General features: G+C 69.2%; 14 protein-coding genes and 2 tRNA genes. 5 read left to right on the top strand and 11 right to left on the bottom strand.

Going from position 1 to position 17892, the window contains the following annotated elements; genetic code table 11:
• Window positions 1-14: 14 nt before the first annotated feature.
• Window positions 15-2639 carry a valine--tRNA ligase gene (locus tag OG289_RS18085; protein WP_327315055.1) on the bottom strand — a complete coding sequence of 875 codons (2625 nt, stop codon included), beginning with the start codon at window positions 2637-2639 and terminating at the stop codon, window positions 15-17.
• Between the two features lie 136 nt (window positions 2640-2775).
• Here OG289_RS18085 and OG289_RS18090 point away from each other — a divergent pair, with 136 nt between their 5' ends.
• The gene (locus OG289_RS18090) at window positions 2776-3777 is read left to right on the top strand and encodes a hypothetical protein (RefSeq protein ID WP_327315056.1); all 1002 of its coding nucleotides are present in this window, start codon (window positions 2776-2778) and stop codon (window positions 3775-3777) included.
• Window positions 3778-3872: 95 nt separating this feature from the next.
• On the opposite strand, the gene clpX is transcribed toward OG289_RS18090, so the two are convergent.
• The 5 genes from clpX to OG289_RS18115 form a co-directional block, all read right to left on the bottom strand.
• On the bottom strand, window positions 3873-5162 hold the full coding sequence (clpX, locus tag OG289_RS18095) for an ATP-dependent Clp protease ATP-binding subunit ClpX (protein ID WP_079662266.1): 1290 nt from the start codon (window positions 5160-5162) through the stop codon (window positions 3873-3875).
• Between the two features lie 180 nt (window positions 5163-5342).
• Window positions 5343-6023 (bottom strand): ATP-dependent Clp protease proteolytic subunit, encoded by a 681-nt coding sequence (locus tag OG289_RS18100; RefSeq protein WP_327315057.1) that lies wholly within the window; start codon window positions 6021-6023, stop codon window positions 5343-5345.
• 270 nt (window positions 6024-6293) lie between these two features.
• Window positions 6294-6899, bottom strand: a complete 606-nt coding sequence (locus tag OG289_RS18105; protein ID WP_079662264.1) for an ATP-dependent Clp protease proteolytic subunit — start codon at window positions 6897-6899, stop codon at window positions 6294-6296.
• Window positions 6900-7184: 285 nt separating this feature from the next.
• Window positions 7185-8576, bottom strand: coding sequence for a trigger factor (gene tig, locus OG289_RS18110; RefSeq protein WP_327315058.1), 1392 nt, complete (start codon window positions 8574-8576; stop codon window positions 7185-7187).
• Between the two features lie 276 nt (window positions 8577-8852).
• Window positions 8853-8929 (bottom strand) — tRNA-Pro (locus tag OG289_RS18115).
• A 166-nt stretch (window positions 8930-9095) separates the two neighbouring features.
• Here OG289_RS18115 and OG289_RS18120 point away from each other — a divergent pair.
• Window positions 9096-9166, top strand: a tRNA-Gly gene (locus tag OG289_RS18120).
• Window positions 9167-9256: 90 nt separating this feature from the next.
• Here the strand turns inward: OG289_RS18120 and OG289_RS18125 are convergent.
• Window positions 9257-9451 (bottom strand): hypothetical protein, encoded by a 195-nt coding sequence (locus OG289_RS18125; RefSeq protein WP_030779494.1) that lies wholly within the window; start codon window positions 9449-9451, stop codon window positions 9257-9259.
• Window positions 9452-9818: 367 nt separating this feature from the next.
• Here OG289_RS18125 and OG289_RS18130 point away from each other — a divergent pair, with 367 nt between their 5' ends.
• The gene (locus OG289_RS18130; protein WP_327315059.1) at window positions 9819-11045 is read left to right on the top strand and encodes an acyltransferase family protein; all 1227 of its coding nucleotides are present in this window, start codon (window positions 9819-9821) and stop codon (window positions 11043-11045) included.
• On the opposite strand, the gene OG289_RS18135 is transcribed toward OG289_RS18130, so the two are convergent.
• On the bottom strand, window positions 11042-11500 hold the full coding sequence (locus OG289_RS18135) for an HD domain-containing protein (protein ID WP_327315060.1): 459 nt from the start codon (window positions 11498-11500) through the stop codon (window positions 11042-11044). The two genes, OG289_RS18130 and OG289_RS18135, sit on opposite strands and share 4 nt — an antisense overlap.
• A gap of 49 nt (window positions 11501-11549) precedes the next feature.
• A complete protein-coding gene (locus OG289_RS18140; protein ID WP_327315061.1) occupies window positions 11550-12734 on the bottom strand; it encodes a PP2C family protein-serine/threonine phosphatase in 1185 nt (394 codons plus the stop codon).
• Window positions 12735-12898: 164 nt separating this feature from the next.
• On the opposite strand from OG289_RS18140, the gene OG289_RS18145 reads away from it, so the two are divergent.
• Entirely contained in the window at window positions 12899-14161 is a 1263-nt protein-coding gene (locus OG289_RS18145; RefSeq protein WP_327315062.1) for a GNAT family N-acetyltransferase, read from the top strand.
• A 248-nt stretch (window positions 14162-14409) separates the two neighbouring features.
• Here the strand turns inward: OG289_RS18145 and OG289_RS18150 are convergent, their stop codons facing one another.
• Both OG289_RS18150 and OG289_RS18155 read right to left on the bottom strand, forming a co-directional pair.
• Window positions 14410-15216, bottom strand: coding sequence for an Fpg/Nei family DNA glycosylase (locus OG289_RS18150; RefSeq protein ID WP_327315063.1), 807 nt, complete (start codon window positions 15214-15216; stop codon window positions 14410-14412).
• Between the two features lie 272 nt (window positions 15217-15488).
• Entirely contained in the window at window positions 15489-15974 is a 486-nt protein-coding gene (locus OG289_RS18155; protein WP_327315065.1) for a ribose-5-phosphate isomerase, read from the bottom strand.
• A 227-nt stretch (window positions 15975-16201) separates the two neighbouring features.
• Between OG289_RS18155 and OG289_RS18160 the strand changes: the two genes are divergently transcribed.
• On the top strand, window positions 16202-17656 hold the full coding sequence (locus tag OG289_RS18160) for an amino acid permease (RefSeq protein WP_327315067.1): 1455 nt from the start codon (window positions 16202-16204) through the stop codon (window positions 17654-17656).
• The last annotated feature ends 236 nt before the right edge of the window (window positions 17657-17892 follow it).

Genomic DNA, 17892 nt, shown 5'->3' on the forward strand with positions numbered 1-17892 from the left:
CTGCGTACTGGTGGTTACGCCTCCGGCAGGCGTTCCAGCTGGGTCTGGATGCGGGCGATGTCCTCGTCCGCCTTGGCGAGGCGGGTGCGGATCTTCTCCACCACGTTGTCCGGGGCCTTCGCGAGGAACGCCTCGTTGCCCAGCTTGGCGCCCGCCTGGGCCTTCTCCTTCTCGGCGGCGGCCAGGTCCTTGGCCAGGCGCTTGCGCTCGGCGGCCACGTCGATCGTGCCGGACAGGTCCAGCGCGACCGTGGCGCCCGCGACCGGCAGGGTCGCCGTCGCCGAGAAGCTCTCGCCCTCCGGCTGGAGGCGCAGGAGCTGGCGGACGGCGGCCTCGTGCGCCGCGAACGGCGTGCCGTCCAGCGTGAGGCGGGCCGGGACCCGCTGCCCCGGCTGGAGACCCTGGTCGGCGCGGAAGCGGCGGACCTCGGTGATCACCGACTGGAGGCTCTCGATCTCCCGCTCGGCTCCGGCGTCCCGGAAGCCCGAGTCCTTCGGCCACTCGGCGATGACGACCGACTCGCCGCCGGTCAGCGTCGTCCAGAGTGTCTCGGTGACGAACGGGACGATCGGGTGCAGCAGCTTGAGGGTGACGTCGAGGACCTCGCCGAGGACGCGGCCGGAGACCTTCGCGGGCTCGCCGCCGGCCATGAACGTCGTCTTGGACAGCTCGACGTACCAGTCGAAGACCTCGTCCCAGGCGAAGTGGAACAGCGCGTCGGAGAGCTTCGCGAACTGGAAGTCCTCGTAGAGCGCGTCGACTTCGGCGACGACCGAGTTGAGGCGGGAGAGGATCCAGCGGTCGGTCGCCGACATCTTCGAGGCGTCCGGCAGCGGACCGTCGACCGTGGCGCCGTTCATCAGCGCGAAGCGCGTCGCGTTCCAGATCTTGTTGGCGAAGTTGCGGGAGCCCTGGACCCAGTCCTCGCCGATCGGGACGTCGACCCCGGGGTTGGCGCCACGGGCCAGGGTGAACCGGAGCGCGTCGGAGCCGTACTTGTCCATCCAGTCCAGCGGGTTGACCGCGTTGCCGAAGGACTTCGACATCTTCTTGCCGAACTGGTCGCGGACCATGCCGTGCAGGGCGATGGTGTGGAACGGCGGGGTGCCGTCCATCGCGTACAGGCCGAACATCATCATCCGGGCGACCCAGAAGAAGAGGATGTCGTAGCCGGTGACCAGGACGGAGTTCGGGTAGAACTTCGCGAGCGACTCGGTCTGTTCGGGCCAGCCGAGCGTCGAGAACGGCCACAGGCCGGAGGAGAACCAGGTGTCGAGGACGTCGGTGTCCTGACGCCAGCCCTCGCCGGTCGGCGCCTCGTCGTCAGGACCGACGCAGACGACCTCGCCGTTCGGGCCGTACCAGACCGGGATCCGGTGCCCCCACCACAACTGCCGTGAGATGCACCAGTCGTGGAGGTTGTCGACCCAGTCGAAGTACCGCTTCTCCATCTCCTGCGGGTGGATCTTGACGCGGCCGTCGCGGACGGCGTCACCGGCCGCCTTCGCCAGCGGCCCGACCTTGACCCACCACTGCATGGACAGGCGCGGCTCGATGGTCGTCTTGCAGCGCGAGCAGTGGCCGACGGAGTGGACGTAGGGCCGCTTCTCGGCGACGATCCGGCCCTCCGCGCGCAGCGCGGCGACGATGGCGGAGCGGGCCTCGAGCCGGTCCAGGCCCTGGAAGGGGCCGTGGGCGGTGATGACGGCGTGCTCGTCCATGATCGTGAGGGACGGCAGGTTGTGACGCTGGCCGATCTCGAAGTCGTTCGGGTCGTGCGCCGGGGTCACCTTGACGGCGCCGGTGCCGAACTCCGGGTCGACGTGCGTGTCGGCGACGACGGGGATGAAGCGGTCGGTCAGCGGGAGGCGGATCTCCTTGCCGACCAGGTGCTTGTAGCGCTCGTCGTCGGGGTGGACGGCGACGGCCGTGTCACCGAGCATCGTCTCCGCGCGCGTGGTGGCGACGACGATGGTGTCGTCCCCCTCGCCGTACTTCATGGAGACGAGCTCGCCGTCGTCGTCCTGGTACTCGACCTCGATGTCGGAGATCGCGGTGAGACAGCGCGGACACCAGTTGATGATGCGCTCGGCGCGGTAGATCAGCTCGTCGTCGTAGAGCCGCTTGAAGATGGTCTGGACGGCCTGGGAGAGTCCCTCGTCCATGGTGAAGCGCTCGCGCGACCACGCGACGCCGTCGCCCAGGCGGCGCATCTGGCCGCCGATCTGGCCGCCGGACTCGCCCTTCCACTGCCAGACGCGCTCGACGAACGCCTCACGGCCGAGGTCGTGCCGGGACTTGCCCTCCTTGCCCAGTTCACGCTCGACGACGTTCTGCGTGGCGATGCCGGCGTGGTCCATGCCGGGCTGCCACAGCGTCTCGTAGCCCTGCATGCGCTTGCGGCGGGTGAGGGCGTCGATGAGCGTGTGCTCGAAGGCGTGCCCCAGGTGCAGGCTGCCCGTGACGTTCGGCGGCGGGATGACGATCGTGTACGGAGGCTTGTCGCTCTTCGCGTCGGCCTCGAAGTAACCGCGCTCTACCCAGCGCTCGTACAGCGGCCCCTCTACGTCGGCCGGCGCGTACTGGGTCGGCAGTTCGATGGGGGGCGCTGATGGCTGCTGCTGAGCGTTCTCGGTCACGGGGCCAGTTTAGGGGTGTCACCGGGCCGTCCCGAAACGTGTTTGCTCTGTAACGGTAGGGGCCCCGCTGCCGTGCAGGTGTTGGCTTTGAGCCAGGATGTGAAAATCACATAAGCATCTGGAGGGGAACCCAGAAATGAGTCACAACCAGCCGGGCCCGTACGGCGGGCAGCCCCAGCAGCCCGGACCGTACGGCCAGCCCGGACCGTACGGCCAGCCGCCGCAGGCGCCCCAGCCCGGCTACGGCTACCCCCAGCAGCCCCCCGCCCCGCAGCCCGGCTACGGCTACCCGCAGCAGCCCCCGCAGGGCGTCCCGCCGCAGACCCCGCCCTACGGCCAGCAGCCGCCGTACGGCCAGCCGCCGACCCCTCCTTACGGCCAGCAGCCGCCCTACGGCCAGCCTCCCTACGGCGTCCCGCAGCCCCCGGCGCCGAGCGGCGGCGGCAAGAAGTCGGCCATCATCGTCGGCGCGGTGGCGGTCGTGGCGGCGATCGGCGTGGGCGCGTACTTCGTGCTCGGCGGGAGCAGCAGCGCCGGCGGCCTCAAGGACGACGGCGCGCACAAGCTGTCGACGCCGGCGACCGTGCTCACCGACTACAAGCGGGCCTCCAAGGACGGCGCGAGCGCGAGCGACGACTCGGCCGCCGACCTGGAGAAGAGCGGCGTCAAGAACGGCAAGAGCGTGATCGGCGTCTACTCGACGGCGGACCTGACCGGGTACGACCCCGACGACCCGAGCACCGTTCCCGACGCGTCCGAGCTCGCGACGGCCAAGGGCATCACCTACGCCGGCGCCTACGGAACGATCGACGACCCCGAGAAGGCGCTGGACACGTTCTTCGCCAACTTCAAGAAGTCGTCCGAGGAGAGCTCCTCCGACAGCAGCAGCACCGCCTCGGACGCCGAGCTGGTCGGCGAGCCGGAGGAGGCCGACCTCGACGGCGCGGTCATGAAGTGCCAGGCGGCCAAGGGCACGGACAAGGCCACCAAGCAGGTGAAGACCGACTGGTTCTGCGCGTGGGCCGACTACAGCACCATCGCCATGGTGTCGCCGGGTGACGCCACGAAGGGCATCACCAAGGACGTGGCGATCGACATCACCACGAAGCTGCGCGACGAGGTCCGCGTCAAGGCATGACCCGCCCGGGGGCTCAGCCAGTCGACTGCTGAGCCGCCCAACCACGAAGGGGCCCCGGTCGGTTGACCGGGGCCCCTTCGGCGTTCTCTGAGCGCCTACGCCGTCTTCTGCTCGCCCGGGCCGCGGCCGCCGCGTGCGTCGCGCGGGATCAGGGTCGGGTTGACGTTGGACAGGACGACGTCCGCCGTGATGACCACGCGGGCCACGTCCTTGCGGGACGGGACCTCGTACATGACCGCCTGGAGGACCTCCTCCATGATGGCGCGCAGGCCGCGGGCGCCGGTCTGGCGGAGGATGGCCTGGTCGGCGATGGCCTCCAGGGCCTCCCGCTCGAAGTCCAGCTCCACGCCGTCGAGTTCGAAGAGCCGCTGGTACTGCTTCACGAGCGCGTTGCGCGGCTCGATCAGGATCTGCAGGAGCGCCTCGCGGTCCAGGTTGTGGACCGAGGTGATGACCGGGAGACGGCCGATGAACTCCGGGATCATGCCGAACTTGACCAGGTCCTCGGGCATGACGGCCTCGAACTGGTCCTTGGACTCCAGCTCGCGCTTGGAACGGATCGTCGCGCCGAAGCCGATGCCCTTGGCGCCGGCCCGGGTCTCGATGATCTTCTCCAGGCCCGAGAAGGCGCCGCCCACGATGAACAGCACGTTCGTCGTGTCGATCTGGATGAACTCCTGGTGCGGGTGCTTGCGGCCGCCCTGCGGCGGGACCGAGGCCGTGGTGCCCTCGAGGATCTTCAGGAGGGCCTGCTGGACACCTTCGCCCGACACGTCGCGCGTGATGGAGGGGTTTTCACTCTTCCTCGCGACCTTGTCGATCTCGTCGATGTAGATGATCCCGGTCTCGGCCTTCTTGACGTCGTAGTCGGCGGCCTGGATCAGCTTCAGCAGGATGTTCTCGACGTCCTCGCCGACGTACCCCGCCTCGGTCAGCGCCGTGGCGTCGGCGATCGCGAACGGGACGTTCAGCATGCGCGCCAGGGTCTGGGCGAGGAGCGTCTTGCCCGAGCCCGTGGGGCCGAGCAGGAGGATGTTGGACTTCGCCAACTCGATCGCGTCGTCGCGGCCTTGGGCGCCGCCGTTCTCACCGGCCTGGACGCGCTTGTAGTGGTTGTACACCGCGACCGACAGGGCCTTCTTGGCGGGCTCCTGGCCCACCACGTAGCCCTCGAGGAACTCGTAGATCTCGCGCGGCTTCGGGAGTTCCTCCCAGCGGACCTCGCTCGTCTCCGCGAGCTCTTCCTCGATGATCTCGTTGCAGAGATCGATGCACTCGTCGCAGATGTAGACACCGGGCCCTGCGATGAGCTTCTTGACCTGCTTCTGGCTCTTGCCGCAGAACGAGCACTTGAGCAGATCGCCGCCGTCACCGATGCGTGCCACGGTGTGCTTCCCCTTCGCCTGGGAGACGCCTGGACGCTTTCGAATCCAGCGGCTCCTGGTGCTGCCTTATTCCGACGGTACCTTGCCTGGGCCCCCGTTCGGGTCCCCCTTGGCACGGTTCACTGCGACGTGGACCGTGTCACACCGTGCCGAGGGGTCCGAACGGGACGCCCCCGTGCGTCAACGCAGAGACTCGTTGTTCATCTTCCGGGTGGAGATGATCTGGTCGATCAGGCCGTACGCCAGCGCGTCCTCGGCCGTGAGGATCTTGTCGCGCTCGATGTCCTCGCGGATCTTCTCGATCGGCGTGGTGGAGTGCTTGGCCAGCATCTCCTCCAGCTGCGCGCGCATCCGGAGGATCTCGTTGGCGGCGATCTCCAGGTCGGAGACCTGACCGCGGCCAGTCTCACTGTACGGCTGGTGGATCAGCACGCGCGCGTTCGGCAGCGCCATGCGCTTGCCCGGCGTACCGGCGGCCAGCAGGATCGCGGCGGCGGAGGCCGCCTGGCCCATGCAGACCGTCTGGATGTCGGGCTTCACGAACTGCATCGTGTCGTAGATGGCCGTCAGCGCGGTGAAGGAGCCGCCGGGGCTGTTGATGTAGATCGAGATGTCCCGGTCGGGGTCCATCGACTCCAGGCACAGCAGCTGCGCCATGACGTCGTTGGCGGAGGCGTCGTCGATCTGCACGCCGAGGAAGATCACGCGCTCCTCGAAGAGCTTCGCGTACGGGTCGTACTCGCGGACGCCCTGGGAGGTGCGCTCGACGAAGCGCGGGATGACGTAGCGGGACTCGGCGCGGGGGCCGGTGTATTCGGCCTCGGTGCGGGCGTAGATGCCGCTGCCGGGGAAGTCGTTCACGGTGTCTCCTGGAGAGAGGGCTGGGGCGGTGGGCTGGAGGGGCTGGACGGGGCGCTGACGGCTTCCGATGTCCTGGGTCACCCCCGGGGACCCTGAGGGTCCTTGCGGGCTCCAGGAGGGTCCGAGGGGCTTCCTGGAGCTCCGGGAGGGCCTCAGAGCCTCGGAGGGCTCCCGGAATTCCGGACTCTGGACTTCTGGGCTCCTGGACTTCGGAAGGGGCTCAAGGGCTCCGGGGAGCGCCCTGTGCGGCCCTGCTGCCGTCAGCGGCCCTCAGGCCGCCCCGGTACCGCCGCCGCCCGGCATGCCGGCCGCGGTGGGCATGATGTCGTCGATGAGGCCGTACTCCTTGGCCTCGATCGGGTCGAACCAGCGGTCGCGGTCCGAGTCGATGGTGACCTGCTCCACCGTCTGGCCGGTGTGGAAGGCGGTCAGCTCCGCCATCCGCTTCTTGGTGTGCAGCAGCCGCTCGGCGTGGATCTTGATGTCCGACGCGGAGCCGGCGAGGCCGGCCGAGGGCTGGTGGATCAGGATCTCGGCGTTCGGCAGGGCGAAACGCTTGCCGGGGGTGCCGGCGCTGAGCAGGAACTGGCCCATGGAGGCCGCCATGCCCATGGCGATGGTCACCACGTCGTTCTTGATGTACTGCATGGTGTCGTAGATCGCCATGCCGGCCGTGATCGATCCGCCGGGGCTGTTGATGTAGAGGTAGATGTCCTTGTCCGGGTCGGAGGCAAGGAGCAGCAGCTGTGCGGTGATCTTGTTGGCGATGTCGTCGTCGACCGCCTGGCCGAGGAAGATGATCCGCTCGCCGAGCAGCCGGTTGTAGACCTGGTCGCCGAGGCCACCACCGATAGGGTCGCCGGCAGCTGTGGGCATCAGATTCGTCACGTATCCACCTGCTCGTCTTACGACGGCGCCGGGCCGTCTCACGTGTACTGCCGGGGGCAACGGGGACTCCCCTGCCCTCGTACTCATGGACCCTAACGCGCGGGTCCCTTCGGGGAATCCCGGAGAGTGGAGTGTTCGCCGGGGGCGTAGTCGCCGGGGACGCAGCGTGTTCGCCGTGCCCCCCGGGCGCGCTGTCCCGCCGTACGACAGAAGGGCCCCGGAGCGAATCCCGCCCCAGGGCCCCTCGTGTCGTCAGAAGTGACGCGAGGCCACTCAGGCCTCGGGCTTCTCCTCGGGCTCGCCGGCGCCCTCGACGGCCTCGACCGTCTCCGTGGCGGCCTCAGCCTCTTCCTCGTCGTCCAGGTCGATGACCTCGCCGTTGGTGTCCTTCACCGTGGCGGACTCGACGACCGTGGCCAGAGCCTTGCCGCGGGCGACCTCGCCGACCAGGAGCGGAACCTGGCCGCCCTCGACGACCGCCTGGGCGAACTGGTCGGGCGACATGCCGGAGGAGGCGGCACGGCGCATGAGGTGCTCGGTGAGCTCCTCCTGGTTGACGTTGAGCTTCTCGCGCTTGACGAGCTCGTCGAGCACGAACTGGGTCTTGATGCCCTTGACCGCGGCCTCACGGGTCTCGGTCTCGAACTCCTCGGCGGTCTTGCCCTGGATCTCCAGGTACTTGTCGAGGTCGAGGCCCATCTGGCCGAGCTGGTGGTGCTCCAGGTTGTGCTTGCGGGTGTTGATCTCGTCCTCGAGCAGCTTCTCGGGGACGGGCACCTCGACGAGCTCCAGCAGCTTCTCCAGGACGCGCTCCTGGGCCTGCGTGGCCTGGTCGTACTGCTTCATGTTCTCGAGGCGCTTGCGGCTGTCGGCCTTGAGCTCGTCGAGGGTGTCGAACTCGGAGGCGAGCTGCGCGAACTCGTCGTCCAGCTCGGGGAGCTCACGGGCGGCGACCTGGGTGACCTTGACGGTGACCTCGGCCTCCTTGCCGGCCGCCGAGCCGCCCTTGAGCTCGGAGGTGAAGGTGGCCTCGCCACCGGCCTCCAGGCCCTTCACGGCGTCGTCGATGCCTTCCAGCAGCTCGCCGGAGCCGATGGTGTAGGAGACGCCGCTGGCGACGCCGTCCTCGAGGATCTCGCCGTCGACCTTGGCCTCCAGGTCGACGGTCACCACGTCGCCGTCCTCGGCGGCGCGCTCGACCGGGGAGGTCGAGGCGAAGCGCTCGCGGAGCTGCTCGACGGACTTGTCGATGTCCTCGTCCGACACCTCTACGGCGTCGACCTCGACCTCGATGGAGGAGAAGTCCTCGGGGAGCTCGAGGGCGGGGCGGACGTCGACCTCGGCGGTGAAGTTCAGCGTCTCGCCGTCCTTCAGCTCCGTGATGTCGACCTCGGGCTGGCCGAGGACGTCGATCTCGGCCTCGTTGACCGCCTCGGTGTAGAACTTCGGAAGCGCGTCGTTGACCGCCTCCTCCAGAACCGCACCGCGGCCGAACCGCTGGTCGATGACGCGCGCCGGGATCTTGCCCTTCCGGAAGCCCTTCACCGTGACCTGCTGGTTGATCTTCTTGTACGCCGCGTCGAGGCTGTCCTTGAGCTCCTCGAAGGGCACCTCGATGCTGAGCCGAACCCGAGTCGGGTTCAGGGTCTCCACGGCGCTCTTCACGGTTGGGTCTCCTTGGGGGCTGACTTCTTGGTTTCTGCCGGAGCCAGACTGGCCCGGCGGATTTCGCCGCCCGGAGGACTTCAGTGGATGAGGACATACGGGCGTGCAGCTTGCATAGTAACGGCAGCGAGGACGCGCCCCAAAGGCGATCAAGCGAGGCGACCGCACAGGTGGCCGGTCACGGCTGGTGATGGCCGTTCGGTGGCCCCTGCGTGTCCCTCCCGTGCCCCTTCAGTGGCCGGTGAGGGTCGTTCGGTGGCTGATGGTGTCGGTCAGTGGTCGGGGTGGCGGGATTTGAACCCACGGCCTTCCGCTCCCAAAGCGGACGCGCTACCAAGCTGCGCCACACCCCGTCTGGTGCGACACGTAGGGTACATGGCCGCAGGCCGTCTGACCGCCGCTTTTGCCGAGCGCCCGGGCGGGCCGCGGCGGGGCCGGGAAACGGGGTGTGCGACACAGCCTGCCGACCCGCTACGATGCCTACAGTGCCGCGGTCGGCTGACCTGCGGCGCGTCCTGTGCGGGCGTAGCTCAATGGTAGAGCCCTAGTCTTCCAAACTAGCTACGCGGGTTCGATTCCCGTCGCCCGCTCTGTACGGCCCGGGCCGGGTCGGAGATGTACTTCTCCGACCCGGCCCTCGTCGTGTTCGGGCGCACGGCCGGGCGCGACGAGGGCCGGCCTCAGAAGCTGATCGAGTTGATCGTGTCCGCGAGGGAGTCGAGGAAGCGGTTGATCGACGGGGCCATGCCGGTCGAGGCGAGGAAGAAGCCGAACAGGATCGCGACTATCGCCGGACCCGCCTTGATCGACCCTCCCCGGATCAGTACCACCAGGATGATCGCCAACAGCAGCACCACTGACAGTGAAATGGCCACAACTGATCACACACCCTCGGTCGGTCCGCACTCCCGAGACCATCGTGCCACCAACCCGGCCTCCCTATGCGGCCCGTGACGCATCATCGCGCGGAGCTTCCGGACCCGGACGCACCGTACGGCAATTCGAGCGCGTAACCGCACCGGGAATTGGGGCAGTTGGTTTCCATGTCCACACAACGCGTGCGCAGGTAATTCGAATGATGATCCACGGCACGTCAACTACAGGCGCACAACCGGCGTTATGCACCTTTTAGTCGGGATGAATCGTGACATCAAGGGCAGTTGCGAGGTGTTCGAAGGGCAATAACGAGGAATGACCTGGGGTGTTTTACGAATACGCACACGCGACGCTAGGGTGCCTCGAATGTTCCCCGCCGCCCCGTCTCTCGTTCCGAGCCAGAACGATCAGCACAACGAGCACGACCGACACGATCAACACAACCTGTCCACGGAAAGATCCGCCGAGCGGCCGTCCGCGCGGCCCGTCGCTCAGCGTGACGCGTTCTTCGACAACGCCAAGTACCTGGCGATCGTGCTGGTGGCGGTGGGCCACGCCTGGGAGCAGCTCAAGGGCGACAGCCGGGTGCTCACGGCGGCGTACGTGCTGGTGTACACGTTCCACATGCCGGCCTTCATCCTCATCTCCGGCTTCTTCTCCCGCAGTTTCGACGGGAGCCCCGGAAAGCTGAAGCGGCTGGTCACGGGCATCGTCGTGCCGTACATCGTCTTCGAGACCGCTTACCCGCTGCTGAAGACGTACGTCGACGGCTCCCCCCAGGACATCAGCCTGCTCGACCCCTACTACCTGACCTGGTTCCTGTGCGCGCTGTTCATCTGGCGGCTGACCACGCCCCTCTGGAAGCTGGTCCGGCATCCGCTGCCGCTCGCGCTGGGCATCGCCATGCTGGCGTCCGCCACCCCGAACATCGGTGACGACCTGGACCTCCAGCGTGTCCTTCAGTTCCTGCCGTTCTTCGTGCTGGGGCTGAACCTGAAGCCGGAGCACTTCCGGCTGGTGCGCCGGCGCTCGGTCCGGATCGCAGCGGTGCCGGTGTTCGCCTTCGCGCTGGCCTTCTCCTGGTGGGCGGTGCCTCGCATGAACAGCGGATGGCTCTACCACCGCAACTCCGCACAGGAGTTGGGCGTGCCGTGGTGGGTCGGTCCCGTCATGCAGCTCGCCCTGTTCGGCTGCTCCCTGCTGCTGACCGCCTGCTTCCTCTCCTGGGTGCCGGGTCGCACGATGTGGTTCACGGCGCTCGGCGCGGGCACGCTCTACGGCTATCTGGTGCACGGTCTGCTGCTCAAGACCGCCGACTACCGCGACTGGTTCGATCACCCCGGCCTGCACCGCCCGCTCGGGGAGATCGCCATCACGGTCGTCGTGGCCGTCACCGTCACTCTGTTGTGCACCAGGCCCGTTCGGCAGGTGCTGCGGTTCGTGGTGGAACCGAAGATGGAGTGGGCCTTCAAGCGGGACGCCGCCGAACTCGCCCGAGAGCGTGAGAAGGGCGAGAAGGGCGAGCAGCGGCAGCAGCCCGACATGCGGGACCAGCGGGGACAGCAGGGGCAGCCGGCGGACGTCGCGGGCTAGGCGCTCTCGTCCCGATCGGCGGTGAGGCCGAGGAGTGCGCGCATGCGGGCGTACTTCTCGGTGAGTCGGGTCCGGGTCGGCGCGTCCAGGGCCGCGAGCCGTGCCGGGTCCGCGTTGTGCGCCAGGTCCGCCTCCTTCACCAGCAGCGCGCCCGGCGTGGCCAGGATGCGCCCTGCGTACGCCTCCGGCGGCTCCCCGGCCCGCTTGGTGACGGCCAGGACGACGGCCTTGGTGCGGTCGCTCAGCGCTGCGCCGTCCAGCCAGGCCTCGGACAGGGCGTCGTCCTCGACGGCGTCGTGCAGCCAGGCGGCCGCGATCTGGTCGGCGTCGCCGCCCCGCGCGCGTACGCCCTCCGCGACCGCCTGAAGGTGCTCGGCGTAGGGCCGGCCGGCCTTGTCGGTCTGTCCCTCGTGGGCGGCGCGGGCAAGGGCCTCGACCTCGGGCAGGGTGAGCATGGGCGTCCCCTTACGTCTCAGGAGAGTTGCGTCTCAGGAGAGTTGAGTCTCAGGACAGCGGGGTCATCTGGGACGTCGGGCCCTCGCGGCAGACCAGCAGCAGGGCGCGGTCGTCGTTGACGTCCTTCGCCACCGCCTCGATCAGGTGCCAGGCGGCGCCCTGGAAGCCGCCGGCCACATAGCGGTCGGCCTCGCCGGTGAGGCGGTCGATGCCCTCGACGATGTCCCGGTCGGAGGTCTCCACCAGGCCGTCGGTGAAGAGCATCAGCACGTCGCCCGGGCGCAGCGAGCCCTTCACCGGGTCGAACTGCGCGCCGTCGTACACCCCGAGGAGGGGGCCCTCGGCGGCCTTCTCCTCCCAGCGGCCGCTGCCCGCGCTGAGCTGGAGGCCCGGCGGGTGACCGGCGGAGTAGAGCTCGTAGTCACCGGAGTCGAGGTCGAGGACCAGGTGGATGGAGGTCGCGAAACCCTCGTCCCAGTCCTGGCGGAGCAGATAGCCGTTGGCGGCCGGGAGGAACGCGTGCGGGGGCAGGGAGCCCAGCAGGCCGCCGAAGGCGCCGGACAGCAGGAGCGCGCGGGAACCGGCGTCCATGCCCTTGCCGGAGACGTCCGTGAGGACGACCTCCATGGTGCGGCCGCCGTTCGTGCGGGCCGCGACGACGAAGTCGCCGGAGAACGACTGGCCCCCCGCCGGCCGGAGCGCCATCTCGCGGTGCCAGCCGTGCGGCAGGTTCGGCAGCTTGCTCTGCACGCGGATGCGTTCGCGCAGGTCGAAGAGCATGGTGCCGCCGCGCCGCCAGGGCACGCCGACCCGGCTGCGGAACTGGGCGATGAGCAGGCCGAAGAAACCGCATGCTGCGACGACCAGCACCACGCCCGGGGTCACGCGTGAGGGACCCTCGGTGTACGGGCCGAGCTGCACGGACTCCACGATGAGGGCCGTGGCGGCCGCCGCGTACAGGCCGAGCAGGCTCGACGGGCGCAGCAACAGGCCGCCGGCGACGATCGGCAGCACCAGGGCGGCCGGTGAGCACCACACCGAGTTTGCGAGCGTGGTGACGGCGATGAGCGGGACGGTGAGCAGCAGGAAGGCCAGCGCGATCCAGTCGGAGCCGTCGCCGCGGAAGTAGTCCACGGCGCTTCTGCGCACGCCGGTGCGCACCCGGTGCATCCAGTGCTTCAACCGGGCTGCCAACGTCTCGGCTTCCGCGCGCCGCTGTCGTCCTGCTGCCATTAGTTCGGGACCCTATCCATCCAACCCGCCGCTTGGCACGGGAGGTCCCACTTGTCCCCCCCTCCGAGGCTCAACTTCACAGTGAACTTCACGGAAAGCGCTCGCGCCGCAAGGAGGGAGAAATTCCCTGGCTCGTCCCACATCGGACTGCTAGGCATGGGCCCATGACGACTGAGGCGAGGGGCGGCGAGACCCGGGCGGCAGACGGCCCGCGGGTGCTGCGGCGGGACGAATGGGACCAGTGGTACGACACCCTGCTGCGCGCCTTCGGCGGGGTCGGGGAGTCGGCCGAGGAGCGGGAGCTGTTCAGGGCGCTCACCCCGTACGAGCGCTCCCTCGGTGTGTGGGAGGGCTCCGCGTGCGTGGCGACGGCGGGCGCCCACGATTTCCGGCTGACCGTTCCGGGCGGGGCCTCGGTGCCGGCGGCGGGCGTGACGATGGTCGGCGTGAGCGCGACGCACCGGCGGCGCGGGGTGCTGACGTCGATGATGCGACGGCAGTTGGACGACGTGCGGGCGTGGGGCGAGGCGGTGGCGGTCCTCACGGCCTCGGAGCCCGCGATCTACGGGCGGTTCGGGTATGCGGCGGCGAGTTTCGGGCTGCACGCCGAGATCGACACCAGTCGGGTACGGCTGTCCGTGCCGGACGGTACGGACGACGTACGGCTGCGGTACGTCGACCCGGGCGCGGAGCTCGACGCGTGCGAGGCGGTGTACGCGCGGACCGTGCCGCGGCGGCCCGGGATGCTCGCGCGGCGGCCCGGCTGGGAGCGGCTGGGGCTGCTCGACCCCGAGAGGGGGCGCGGCGGGGCGTCGCCGTTGCAGTGCGTGCTCGCCGGGCGGGACGGCGAGGTCACCGGCTACGCCCGATTCCGGGTGCGGCCCGAGTGGACGGACAGCGGGCACAACGGGCGGGTGCTGCTCGAGGACCTGGCGGGGCTCGATCCCGTGTCGGAGGCGGCGCTGTGGCGGTTCCTGTTCGGGATCGACCTCACGACCTCGCTGAAGGTGCGGGGGCGGCCGGTGGACGAGGCGTGGCAGCATCTCGTCTCCGACATCCGGCGGTGCGAGTTGCGGGTGCGGGACTCGTTGTACGTGCGGCTGGTGGAGGTGGGCGCGGCGCTGGAGGCTCGGACGTACCAGGCGCCGGTCGATGTGGTGTTGGAGGTCGAGGACGTCTTCTGCCCCTGGAACACGGGGCGTTGGCGGCTGTCGGGGGACGCCAAGGGGGCGGTGTGCGGGCGTACGTCCGACGCCGCCGATCTCGCCCTGTCGGTACGGGAGTTGGGGGCGGCGTATCTCGGCGGGGTGAGTCTGGGGGCGCTCGGTGCGGCCGGGCGGGTGCGGGAGCTCAGGCGCGGGGCGCTGGCCGAGGCTGCGGTGGGGTTCGGTGCGGGGGCGGCGCCCTGGCTGCCGCACGGGTTCTAGCGCCGTGACAGGCAGCGTTTGCCCGTGAAGGAGCGGCGTCCGGTGCGTGCTGTGGGGGTCCCCCCGGCCGAAGGCTGGGGGAGTGTCGGCCGAAGGCCCTCGTACTGGACGCACTTGGGTCTTCGGCCGGTGCGGCGAGCGGGGGCACCTCCCACACCTTGAGGCAGTGGGGGGCGTGCCGGGCGTCGCGGCGGGACGAACGTCGCCTGCCACGGCACCAGCGGGTTGACGCCGAGGGTTGACGAGCGTCAGTTCTGCTGGCAGCTCGGGCACCAGAAGAGGTTGCGGGCGGCCAGGTCGGCGGTGCGGACGGTGTCGCCGCAGAGGTGGCAGGGCTGGTGGGTGCGTCGGTAGACGTACACCTCGCCGCCGTGGTCGTCGACGCGGGGCGGGCGGCCCATCGCCTCCGGGGTGTGCTCCGGGCGGACCGTGTCGATGCGGTTGTTGCGGACGCCCTCGCGCATGAGGGCGACGAGGTCGGTCCAGATCGCGTCCCACTCGGCGGGGGTGATGGTCCTGCCCGTGCGGTACGGGTCGATGCGGTGCCGGAAGAGGACTTCGGCGCGGTAGACGTTGCCGACGCCGGCGATGACCTTCTGGTCCATGAGGAGGGCGGCGATCGTCGTACGGCTGCGGGATATGCGGGCGTACGCGGCGTCGGGGTCGGCGTCGGCGCGGAGGGGGTCGGGGCCGAGGCGGGCGTGTACGGCCTGCTTCTCGGCGTCCGTGATCAGGGCGCAGGTCGTGGGGCCCCGGAGATCCACGTACGACGTGCCGGCGGCGAGGCGTAGCCGGACGGTGTCCGTGGGCGGCGGGGCCGGGGCCGGGCCGAACGTGACCTTGCCGAAGAGGCCGAGGTGGATGTGGATCCACACGTCGCCGGTGAAGCCGAGGAAGAGGTGTTTGCCGTGGGCCTCGGTGTGGGTGAGGGCGGCGTCTTCGAGCAGGGCGGCGGCGTCCGTGAACTTGCCCTGGGGGCTGGTCACCTGTGTCGGCCGCCCGGTGAAGCGGGCGTAGTCCTGCGCCAGTCGGTGAATCGTGTGGCCTTCCGGCACCGGTGCCTCCCTGCCCTTTCCTTTCCCACCCACCCGGCTCGCTCGGCTGAGAGGTCGCCCTCACCCGGGGCTCCACCCCGGCCCCGGTCCGCCTGCCCGCCCGACTCGCTCGGGCAGGAGTGAACCGGGTCCGGGGCTCCGTCCCGGACCCAGCGGGGCTCCGCCGCCCGCTGTACCCCCGGCGGGGCTTCGCCCCTGCGCCCCTGACGGGCGTCCTCGCCATGTCCTGCCATGTCCCGCCGTGCCTCGGCGACGCCGTCGGCACGTGTGGGTCAGGGCTGGGGGTGGTGGGGCGGGATGGGCGGGAGGTCGCCCGTGGTCTCGTAGGACGCCAGCATGTCGATGCGGCGGATGTGGCGCTCGTCCTGGGAGAACGGGGTGGCCAGGAAGGTCTCGACGAACTTCGTCGCCTCGTCCTGGGTGTGCATGCGGGCGCCGACCGCGACGACGTTGGCGTTGTTGTGCTGGCGGCCGAGGGACGCGGTCTCCTCGCTCCAGGCGAGGGCGGCACGGACGCCCTTCACCTTGTTGGCCGCGATCTGCTCACCGTTGCCGGAGCCGCCGATCACGATGCCGAGGGAGTCGGGGTCCGCGGCCGTCTTCTCCGCGGCGCGGAGGCAGAAGGGCGGGTAGTCGTCCTGGGCGTCGTAGATGTGGGGGCCGCAGTCGACCGGGTCGTGACCCGCCGCCTTCAGCCATTCGACGAGGTGGTTCTTGAGTTCGAAGCCGGCATGGTCCGAGCCGAGATACACGCGCATGGGATGAGTGTGACACGGGTGTTGCGGGGTAGCAGCGCCGGGTGCCGCGTCCAAAAACCGTGAGCGTTCCCACAGAAGCTCAGGAAAACCTCAAGTAACGATCTGGAATCAAAGGTTCCTGAATTCATTCACCTCGGATTCACTGGACCGGCTCGTACGCCACCCACACGCACGATTCAGCTGATTCCCCTGATTCCCCTCACGCGGCGCAAAGGAAGACCGTCCCCATGACTTCGCAGCCGACCCTCACCAAGGCCGACTCCGGCCCCGGAGGCCCCGGAGAACCCGGTTCCGGGCTTCAGGCAGGTCTCAAGAACCGGCATCTGTCGATGATCGCCATCGGCGGTGTCATCGGTGCCGGACTGTTCGTCGGTTCCAGCTCCGGAATCGCCACCGCCGGACCCGGCATCCTTCTCTCCTACGCCCTCGTCGGCACGCTCGTGGTGCTGGTGATGCGGATGCTCGGAGAGATGTCCGCGGCCAATCCGACCTCCGGTTCGTTCTCCGCGCACGCGGACCGGGCGCTCGGACGCTGGGCCGGGTTCTCCATCGGCTGGCTGTACTGGTTCTTCTGGGTCGTCGTGCTCGCCGTGGAGGCCACGGCCGGCGCCAAGATCCTCGAAGGGTGGATTCCCGCCGTTCCGCAGTGGGGGTGGGCGCTCATCGTGATGGTGGTGCTGACCGCCACCAACCTCGTCTCCGTCGGGTCCTACGGCGAGTTCGAGTTCTGGTTCGCCGGGATCAAGGTCGTCGCGATCGGCGCGTTCATCGTGGTGGGCGGGCTCGCGGTGTTCGGCGTGCTGCCCGGTGTCGACAGCGACAAGGCCGGGCTCGGCAACCTCACGGACCACGGCGGCTTCCTGCCCAACGGGCCCGGCGCGATCCTCACCGGTGTGCTGCTCGTCGTCTTCTCCTTCATGGGCAGCGAGATCGCGACCCTCGCGGCCGGCGAGTCCGAGAACCCGCAGCGGGCCGTGACCAAGTCCACGAACAGCATCATCTGGCGGATCGGCGTCTTCTACCTCGGGTCGATCTTCGTCGTCGTCACGCTGCTGCCCTGGGACGACCCGTCCATCAAGGAGCAGGGTTCCTATGTCGCCGCCCTCGACTCCCTCGGCATCGCGCACGCCGGTCAGATCATGAACTTCATCGTGCTGACGTCTGTGCTGTCCTGTCTCAACTCCGGGCTCTACACGGCCTCCCGCATGGCCTTCTCGCTCGGTGAGCGGGGCGACGCGCCGAAGGTCTTCGCCCGGACGACGAGCCGTGGTGTTCCCCTCGCGGCGATCGTCGCCTCCGTGGTGTTCGGGTTCGTCGCCGTCTTCTTCAACTACAGGTTCCCGGACTCCGTCTTCCTCTTCCTCGTGAACTCCAGTGGCGCCGTGGCCCTGTTCGTCTGGCTCGTGATCTGCTTCTCGCAGCTGCGGATGCGGAAGATCATCCAGGCCGAGGCCCCGGAGAAGCTGGTCGTGCGGATGTGGCTGTACCCGTACCTGACCTGGGCGACGGCCGCGCTGATCGTCTTCGTCCTCGGTTACATGCTGACCGACACCGAGGGGGAGAGCAGCGGGCGGACGACCGTGCTGCTGTCGTTGCTCGTCGCGGCGGTCGTGGTCCTCATCGCCTTCGTGAAGGAAGCCAGGATCAAGGCCGGCGTCAAGGACGAGGCCGAGATGAAGTAGCTCTCGGGAGTCCGCGAAAGACGTCGAGCCGCGCCGGCGGGTCGGGATGTCCAAGCGGAAGAAGACGCGCGAAGCAGGCCTGACACCGAACTGCACGCGGCGCGGTTCCGCCTGAATGACGGGCACTTGCAGCCGACGGGGCGGAATCGTCTCTGCCGGGGACAGGACTCCGCCCGCGTGATGCTCGTCCCGGCAGGGCCGGACCCGGCTGGTGTCGAGGGCGTAAGACCTCCCGG

Origin of the sequence: Streptomyces sp. NBC_01235 (assembly GCF_035989285.1) — a bacterium.
In the GTDB taxonomy this organism is placed as follows: Bacteria; Actinomycetota; Actinomycetes; order Streptomycetales; family Streptomycetaceae; genus Streptomyces.